Genomic DNA, 7,990 nt, shown 5'->3' with positions numbered 1-7,990 from the left:
GAGCTCGGCGTCGGATTCCAACACCGTCTCCACCATGCGCACTGCTCGCTGCCGGAACTCCGGCGGGTACTGACGTGGCATAGCTCCATCCTCCTACAAAGAACGGAACAAAACCTGGGGTACTTCAAGGGTGATCGACGTCAACGGCACCCGCCGGTCGGGCAGCACACGGTTGGCGGTGCAGGGGTGGTCTTCGTCGACTTCGCAGGTGCAGGCGAGATGGGTTTCGCGCCGCATGCACGCGGTGTAGGCGGCGGCGAGGCGCTGGCTGCGAGTACGAGGGTCGCGCGGGCATACGGTGGCGGCCATTTCGGTGATCGCTTGCCAGCAGGCGGCAGCGTCGGCGGCGTCGAGGGTCGCTTCGATGGTGGCGATCAGGTCTTTGTCGCGGTAGCGCACTCCGGTGAGTTTTTTCAGGTCTTCTCGTGTTTCGGCGACTTCGTCGGGTGCGGTGCGCTGGATGATGGCGGCGATTTCGGTGGCCAATGGTCCGGGCGAGAGCCTTCTGGCGGCGTGTAGTACTTCGGCTTCGATCCGGGTGGCAGCATCCAAAGACAGCGGGGAGGTGACGCGGTAGATCGCGCGGACGCGGGCGAGGTCGAGTTCGCCTAATTCGAATGCTGTTTTGATCGCGGGCAGGCGTAGGCGTAGGTCCATACCGATTTCGGCGAAGGTGTCTGCGACGGTTTTCGAGCAGCCCAAAATTTTCGCGGTTTCGGAGGCGGCGTAGTTGCCGGCGTCGGTGATCAGGTCCCCGACTTGGATGGTTTGATGGATGCACGAATCCCACACCTGCGCCGCCAGAGCGACTTTCCGTGCGCAGGCCTGGTTTTCCAGGACCGCGACCTGCGACAGTTCACCCAACAGGTCGGTGTCGATGACCGGTTTCTTCTGTGGTCCGACGTATTTCGCGAACGCGCTGCGCTCCGTGAACGGCATGGATTCAAGCCCCCCGACTCGATTCGAACTTGTGTTCGACTATACCACCGGAGATCGCGATGTCAAGGAAAAGTACTGCGTCACAGCGGATTTCGATGATGCGGGCGCTACCACATGCCACCGACAAGAACGCGCCGCGCCCATCGCGACAGGCATCGACCAGCGTCACGCATCAATGGGACTGGGCCCGGGCACCCGAACGCCTCTACGTCACATCCCGGATATCCGTGACCCTGTGGTCGAATTCGCTGTCCACGTCGTCGACAGCATCCTCGACGCGACAGCATCCTCGACGCGACAGCATCCTCGACGCGCCCGAACTCGAGAGGCCGGTATACGAACACAGCTGACATTCCCAGATCTCGAGCCGCCCGCAGATCGTACGGGTGCGACGCCACCATCGCTGCACGCTCAGGGCGCACACCCAAGTATCGGCACGTTTGTTCGTGCAACACGCATCTGGCTCGAATCCGTCGAACATCTCGGCGGTCAGCGATGCGCCTCAATCGCTTTCGTGCTTTTCGGCCGATTCACCATCGACGACACTCGTCCACCACAGCCGATCCCCGCAACTCGCGAACCCCGTCGACGACGTCCGGCCACAGCGTCAACCGGCGCCGCGCCTGAAGACGCCGTCCGAGAGACGGAGACGACGAATATACACGCGCCCTACGCCGTCGCGCGAGGGCCCTAAATCTGCACGTCCACCCACACCAACCTGTGGTCCGACGGGTGTTCCACCCCGGCCGGCCAATGAACACCCGAGCCCGCGACTGTCAGGTCGTCCGATGGCAAGGCGTAGTCGACCCGCAGATCGCCGGGCACGGGATCGGCGAAATCCGCTGTGTCCGTTCCACTACCGGCTTCCGACGTCGGCGCAGGATCCTGAACTCGAGGGTGATCCAACAGTTGCTGAATCGACCCAGCCACCGAATCGCCGTCGACCGGATCGCTGTTCTGATCACCCACCACGACGAACGATGCACCGGAGTCCAATCCGCCACGAACTCCGTTGTCGTCGTACAGATACTCCGCACCGGAGATGTAGTCGGCCGTCAGTCGGATCTCGTCGTGATTGCGCTTGCCGTTGCGATCCTCCGGGCCGTCGAACGACGGGGGAGTCGGATGCGACGCCAGCACATGCAGCGTCCGGCCGTCGACATCCACCGGTACATCCCAGTGCGACTTGCTGGACAGGCGCAACGCGTCCGACGCCTCCCCGTAGTAGTCGCGTGGCAACAGCGAATTCGGCATGTCCTTCCACAGGAAGTTCTGGAACGTACGCACGCCCGAGGTGTCGATCGGATACTTCGACAACACCACCATTCCGTACTGGCCAGGGAATTGACCGAACCCGTAGGCATCTCCCGGGCCACCCGTGGCGCCGTCGACATCCAGATCCAGCCCCGAGTCGACGCCCGTGTTCACGGGCGCCGTGTACGAGAATTCGTACTTGCCGTCGAGGTACCGATCACGAAACAGGTTCACCGCATCGGGACCCGAATAGTCGAACTCGTTGATCAGCAGCACATCCGGATCGTTCTGCCCGACGATGTCCGCAACCGCACGTATCTGCGCATCGTCGCCCTGCAGGTCGGCGACCAACTCGCCCGCGGCGCTTCGATTCATGCTCGCGTTGAACGTCGCAACCCTGATGGTCGACGTCTCGTTCTCGGCGGGCGACGCGCACCCGGCCAACACGGCAACAGCACAAACACCGGCGAAAATCCTCATGCCCGGCACCGTAAAGACTGCATCTGAACAGCACGTGAATTAACAAGCAGGCGCGCTTGCTTTTTTACGAACCCGCTGGAATGCTGTCCACATGGCCGACCTCGACTCGATCGTCGATGACCTCCGCGCGGAAGGCGATGCGCTGGACGCGCTCGTCGCCGACCTCGACCAAGAACAATGGTCGACGCCTACTCCCGCCGCCGGATGGACCATCGCTCACCAGATCGGACACCTGTCCTGGACAGACAACGTCGCCGAGCGGACGACGTCGGGTGCAGCAGGCGACGCCGACGCGGCGGCCGAGTTCGACGTAGCACTGAAGCAAGCGTGGGCCGACCCCACCGGATTCGTCGACGCCGCCGCCGACGAGGAGGCTGCCAAGCCGGACCTGCTGACCACCTGGCGCACCCGCAGGCACGCCATGACCGACGCGCTCGCGAAAGTGCCTGCGCGAGTGAAGATCCCATGGTTCGGCCCGCCCATGAGCGCGGCGTCCATGGCGACAGCCCGATTGATGGAAACGTGGGCACACGGCCAGGACGTCGCCGACGCACTCGGCATCGTCAGGGAGCCGACCGACCGCATCAAGGGCGTGGCACACATCGGGGTGCGCACACGCGACTTCGCCTACGCCGTCAACCAGCAGACTCCGCCGGCCGAGCCGTTCCGGGTCGAGCTCACTTCCCCCTTGGGCGAGCTCTGGACCTGGGGACCGGAGGATGCGTCGCAGCGCGTCACCGGCTCGGCGGCGGACTTCTGCCTCTTGGTGACCCAGCGCGCTCACCGCGACGACCTCGATCTCACGGCCGTCGGTGACGACGCACAGCACTGGCTCACCATCGCTCAGGCCTTCGCGGGCCCACCTGGATCGGGACGTGACAAACGATGACCGTGCGGATCGGTAACTGCTCCGGCTTCTACGGCGATCGTCTCTCGGCGATGCGCGAGATGCTCGAAGGCGGCGAACTCGACTATCTGACAGGCGATTACCTCGCCGAACTGACGATGCTGATTCTCGGCCGCGACCGGATGAAGGACGCCACCCGCGGCTACGCGAAAACCTTCCTGCGCCAGGCCGAGGACTGCCTCGGGCTCGCTCTGGACAAGGGTGTCAAGATCGTCGCCAACGCGGGCGGACTCAATCCCGAAGGGCTCGTCGACGCGCTCGACAAGCTCGGTTTCGGCGCCGAAATCGCCTATGTCGAGGGCGACGACCTGTTGCCGCGCGCACAGGAACTCGGCCTCGGCTCGCCACTGACCGCCAATGCCTATCTCGGCGCGTGGGGCATCGTCGAATGCCTGAAATCGGGCGCCGACGTCGTCGTCACCGGGCGCGTCACCGACGCGTCCGTCATCGTCGGGCCAGCCGCACATCACTTCGGTTGGACACCAACCGATTACGACGCCTTGGCCGGGGCTGTCGTCGCCGGCCACGTCATCGAATGCGGCACCCAGGCGACGGGCGGTAACTACTCCTTCTTCACCGAGATCGCCGACATGTCCCGTCCCGGCTTCCCGATCGCCGAGATCGAGGCCGACGGTTCCTCGGTCATCACCAAGCACGAGAAGACCGGCGGCGCAGTGAGCGTCGGTACCGTCACCGCCCAGTTGCTGTACGAGATCACCGGTGGGCGCTACGCGAACCCCGACGTCACCGCGCGGATCGACACGGCCCGACTGACACAGGAATCGAGCAATCGCGTCCGCATCAGCGGCGTCACCGGCGAAGCACCGCCCCCGACGCTGAAGGTCTCGCTCAACTCGCTCGGCGGTTTCCGCAACGAATTCACGTTCGTGCTGACAGGACTCGACATCGACGCGAAAGCCGAACTCGCCCGTCGACAATTCGAAGCCTGGTTGCCGACGAGGCCGAAAGAGCTCGACTGGACCCTCGTTCGCAGCGACAAGCCCGACGCCGACACCGAGGAAACTGCGAGCGCCGTGCTTCGGTGCGTCGCGCGCGACAGCGACCCCAACATCGTCGGCCGCCAATTCTCCGCAGTGGCAGTAGAACTCGCACTCGCGAGCTACCCCGGCTTCTCGCTGACGGCCCCGCCGTCGAACGGCGGTCCGTACGGTGTGTTCACGGCCGGCTTCGTACCGATCGCCGCCGTGCCGCATACGGCGGTACTCCCGGACGGTACGCGGCGCGACATCCGCCCTGCCGAAGAGACCCGTGAGCTTGCACCTCTGGATCCTCCCGAGCTTCCAGGCACGCGTCCGGCGGAGCCCACCGTCCGCCTCCCGCTCGGCACCATCGCGGCCGCCCGTAGCGGCGACAAGGGCGGCAATGCCAACGTCGGCGTCTGGGTGCGCACCGACGACGAATTCGCTTGGCTCGCACATGCACTGACGGAGTCGAAGCTGAAAGAGATGCTGCCGGAGACGCGCGAGCTCACCGTCACCCGACACGTACTGCCGAACCTCAGAGCCGTCAATTTCGTCATCGACGGGATTTTGGGCGAAGGCGTTGCGTCACAAGCACGTTTCGATCCTCAGGCCAAAGGCCTCGGCGAGTGGCTTCGGTCTCGCCACATCGACATTCCCGAAACGCTCGCATTCCAAGGAGACATATGACGATCTGGACGACGCCGGAGCGGCAGCAGCTCCGGAAGACCGTTCGCGGCTTCGTCGAACAGGACATTCAGCCGCACCTGAAGCAGTGGGAATCCGACGGTGAACTACCGCGCGAACTGCACAAGAAGGCCGCAGCACTGGGCCTGATCGGCGCGGGCTTCCCAGAGGACGTGGGCGGTGACGGTGGCGACCTCGCCGACGCCGTCGTCATCTGCGAGGAAATGCACCAGGCCGGTGCGTCGGGAGGTTTGTTCGCGTCGCTGTTCACCAGCGGAATCGCGTTGCCGCACTTGGTCGCAGCACGGAACGACGAGCAGATCGACAAGTGGGTCCGCCCGACCCTCGCGGGCGAGAAGATCGGCTCGCTTGCCATCACCGAACCCGGCGGTGGATCCGACGTCGGACATCTGCGAACCAAGGCGGTGCGCGACGGCGACCACTACGTCGTCAACGGTGCGAAGACCTACATCACGTCGGGCTGCCGTGCGGACTTCGTCGTCACTGCCGTCAGGACGGGCGGCGACGGTGCCGCCGGGGTATCGCTACTCGTCGTCGAGAAGGGCACCCCCGGTTTCGAGGTCGCGAACAAGCTCGACAAGATGGGATGGCGCGCATCGGACACCGCGGAACTGTCGTTCACCGACGCCCGAGTGCCCGTGGAGAACCTCGTCGGCGCAGAGAATTCCGGGTTCGCGCAGATCGCGCAGGCCTTTCTGACCGAACGTATCGCCCTCGCCGCCCAGGCCTACGCCAGTGCGCAGCGGTGCCTCGACCTGACGCTGCAGTGGGTGCGCGACCGTGAGACGTTCGGAAAGCCGCTCATCGCACGACAATCCGTGCAGAACACCGTCACCGAGATGGCGCGCAAGATCGACATCGCACGCGTCTACACCCGCAACGTCGTCGAGCGATCGCTCGACAGCAACGACGACCTGATCGCCGAAGTCTGCTTCGCGAAGAACACCGCCGTCGAAACCGGGGAGTGGGTGGCCGACAAAGCCGTGCAACTCTTCGGTGGCCTCGGCTACATGCGGGAAAGCGAAGTCGAACGCCAGTATCGCGACATGCGCATCCTCGGTATCGGCGGCGGAACCACCGAGATCCTGACCGGACTGGCAGCGAAACGATTGGGGTACCAGGCATGAGCGTGCTGAAGTCCACTCTCGACACCGCATCGGAGCAGTTCACCGATGCGACGGGGGCGATGAACACCAAACTCGCCGAGATCGACGCCGAGCACTCGAAGGCGCTCCTCGGCGGGGGCGAGAAATACGTCGAGCGACACAAGAAGCGCGGAAAGTTGCTGGCTCGCGAGCGTATCGAACTCCTCATCGACGAGGATTCCGCATTCCTCGAACTGTGCCCGCTGGCGGCCTGGGGGAGTGAATTCCCCGTCGGCGCAAGCACGGTCATGGGGATCGGCGTCGTCAGTGGAGTCGAATGCCTGATCGTGGCCAACGATCCCACCGTGCGCGGCGGTGCCAGCAACCCGTGGACGCTGAAGAAAGGGTTCCGCGCCAACGACATCGCGACCCAGAACCGTCTCCCGGTGATTTCGCTCGTCGAATCCGGCGGAGCGGACCTGCCCACCCAGAAGGAAGTCTTCATCCCGGGCGGCCGGATGTTCCGCGATCTGACGCAGCTGTCCGCGAAAGGGATTCCGACGATCGCACTGGTCTTCGGCAACTCGACCGCGGGCGGCGCGTACATCCCCGGAATGTCCGATCACGTCGTCATGGTGAAGGAACGCTCCAAGGTGTTCCTCGCCGGGCCTCCGCTCGTGAAGATGGCCACCGGCGAGGACTCCGACGACGAATCCCTCGGCGGTGCCGAGATGCACGCCCGAAAGTCCGGTCTCGCAGACTACTTCGCCGTCGACGAGCAGGACGCCATCCGTATCGGCCGCAGCATCGTGAAGCGGCTGAACTGGAAGAAGAAGGGACCCGAGCCGCGCGCCGACGTCATCGAGCCGCTCGCGGATCCCGAGGATCTGCTGGGCATCGTCCCCACCGACCTCAAGATTCCGTTCGACCCGCGCGAGGTCATCGCCCGCATCGTCGACGGCTCCGACTTCGACGAGTTCAAGCCCATGTACGGCTCCTCGCTCGTCACCGGATGGGCTGAGCTGCACGGCTACCCGATCGGTATTCTCGCCAACGCCCGCGGCGTCCTGTTCAGCGAGGAATCGCAGAAGGCGACGCAGTTCATCCAGCTCGCCAACCGGTCGAACACGCCACTGTTGTTCCTGCACAACACAACCGGATACATGGTGGGCAAGGAATACGAGGAAGGGGGCATGATCAAGCACGGTTCGATGATGATCAACGCCGTATCCAACTCGACGGTTCCGCACATCTCGATCCTGCTCGGCGCGTCGTACGGTGCAGGGCATTACGGCATGTGCGGCCGCGCATTCGATCCACGCTTCCTGTTCGCCTGGCCGTCGAGCAAGTCTGCCGTCATGGGCGGCGCGCAACTGGCAGGCGTCATCTCCATCGTCGGACGCGCGGCAGCAGAAGCCCGCGGTCAGGCATTCGACGAAGAGGCCGACGCCGGATTGCGCGCGATGATCGAGAACCAGATCGAAGCCGAATCGCTCCCGATGTTTCTGTCCGGACGCCTCTACGACGACGGCGTCATCGACCCCCGTGACACCCGTACGGTAGTGGGAATGTGCTTGTCGGCCATCGCCTCTGCCCCGATCGAAGGCACCGATACCTTCGGTGTCTTCCGGATGTGA

At 64.4% G+C, this 7,990-nt stretch carries 6 protein-coding genes; 4 read left to right on the top strand and 2 right to left on the bottom strand.

Annotated elements, in window-relative coordinates; genetic code table 11:
- Positions 1-93: 93 nt before the first annotated feature.
- Entirely contained in the window at positions 94-939 is an 846-nt protein-coding gene (locus HQ354_RS10380) for a DUF222 domain-containing protein (RefSeq protein WP_222634946.1), read from the bottom strand.
- 690 nt (positions 940-1,629) lie between these two features.
- Positions 1,630-2,673 carry an endonuclease/exonuclease/phosphatase family protein gene (locus HQ354_RS10375; protein ID WP_222634945.1) on the bottom strand — a complete coding sequence of 348 codons (1,044 nt, stop codon included), beginning with the start codon at positions 2,671-2,673 and terminating at the stop codon, positions 1,630-1,632.
- A gap of 91 nt (positions 2,674-2,764) precedes the next feature.
- On the opposite strand from HQ354_RS10375, the gene HQ354_RS10370 reads away from it, so the two are divergent.
- The 4 genes from HQ354_RS10370 to HQ354_RS10355 are packed head-to-tail and all read left to right on the top strand — an operon-like array spanning position 2,765 to position 7,990.
- Positions 2,765-3,562, top strand: a complete 798-nt coding sequence (locus HQ354_RS10370) for a TIGR03084 family metal-binding protein (protein ID WP_222634944.1) — start codon at positions 2,765-2,767, stop codon at positions 3,560-3,562.
- Positions 3,559-5,250 (top strand): acyclic terpene utilization AtuA family protein, encoded by a 1,692-nt coding sequence (locus HQ354_RS10365; protein ID WP_167674888.1) that lies wholly within the window; start codon positions 3,559-3,561, stop codon positions 5,248-5,250. Before HQ354_RS10370 ends, HQ354_RS10365 begins: the two co-directional genes overlap by 4 nt.
- On the top strand, positions 5,247-6,395 hold the full coding sequence (locus tag HQ354_RS10360; RefSeq protein WP_222634943.1) for an acyl-CoA dehydrogenase family protein: 1,149 nt from the start codon (positions 5,247-5,249) through the stop codon (positions 6,393-6,395). The genes HQ354_RS10365 and HQ354_RS10360 overlap by 4 nt, the downstream gene beginning before the upstream one ends.
- Positions 6,392-7,990: an acyl-CoA carboxylase subunit beta gene (locus HQ354_RS10355; RefSeq protein ID WP_167674884.1), complete on the top strand. Its 1,599-nt coding sequence runs from the start codon at positions 6,392-6,394 to the stop codon at positions 7,988-7,990. Before HQ354_RS10360 ends, HQ354_RS10355 begins: the two co-directional genes overlap by 4 nt.

The organism is Rhodococcus sp. BP-261, from assembly GCF_019835205.1.
GTDB classification, from domain to species: Bacteria; Actinomycetota; Actinomycetes; order Mycobacteriales; family Mycobacteriaceae; genus Rhodococcoides; species Rhodococcoides kyotonensis_B.
The sequence above is the reverse complement of the archived record's forward strand: the minus strand, read 5'-3'. Positions and strand labels throughout refer to the sequence as shown.

What these genes read in the sequence shown, in the direction of transcription:
- HQ354_RS10375 (WP_222634945.1), bottom strand. Translation starts at nt 2,673, where the DNA reads ATGAGGATTTTCGCCGGTGTTTGTGCTGTTGCCGTGTTGGCCGGGTGC.
- HQ354_RS10370 (WP_222634944.1), top strand. Translation starts at nt 2,765, where the DNA reads ATGGCCGACCTCGACTCGATCGTCGATGACCTCCGCGCGGAAGGCGAT.
- HQ354_RS10355 (WP_167674884.1), top strand. Translation starts at nt 6,392, where the DNA reads ATGAGCGTGCTGAAGTCCACTCTCGACACCGCATCGGAGCAGTTCACC.
- HQ354_RS10360 (WP_222634943.1), top strand. Translation starts at nt 5,247, where the DNA reads ATGACGATCTGGACGACGCCGGAGCGGCAGCAGCTCCGGAAGACCGTT.
- HQ354_RS10365 (WP_167674888.1), top strand. Translation starts at nt 3,559, where the DNA reads ATGACCGTGCGGATCGGTAACTGCTCCGGCTTCTACGGCGATCGTCTC.
- HQ354_RS10380 (WP_222634946.1), bottom strand. Translation starts at nt 939, where the DNA reads ATGCCGTTCACGGAGCGCAGCGCGTTCGCGAAATACGTCGGACCACAG.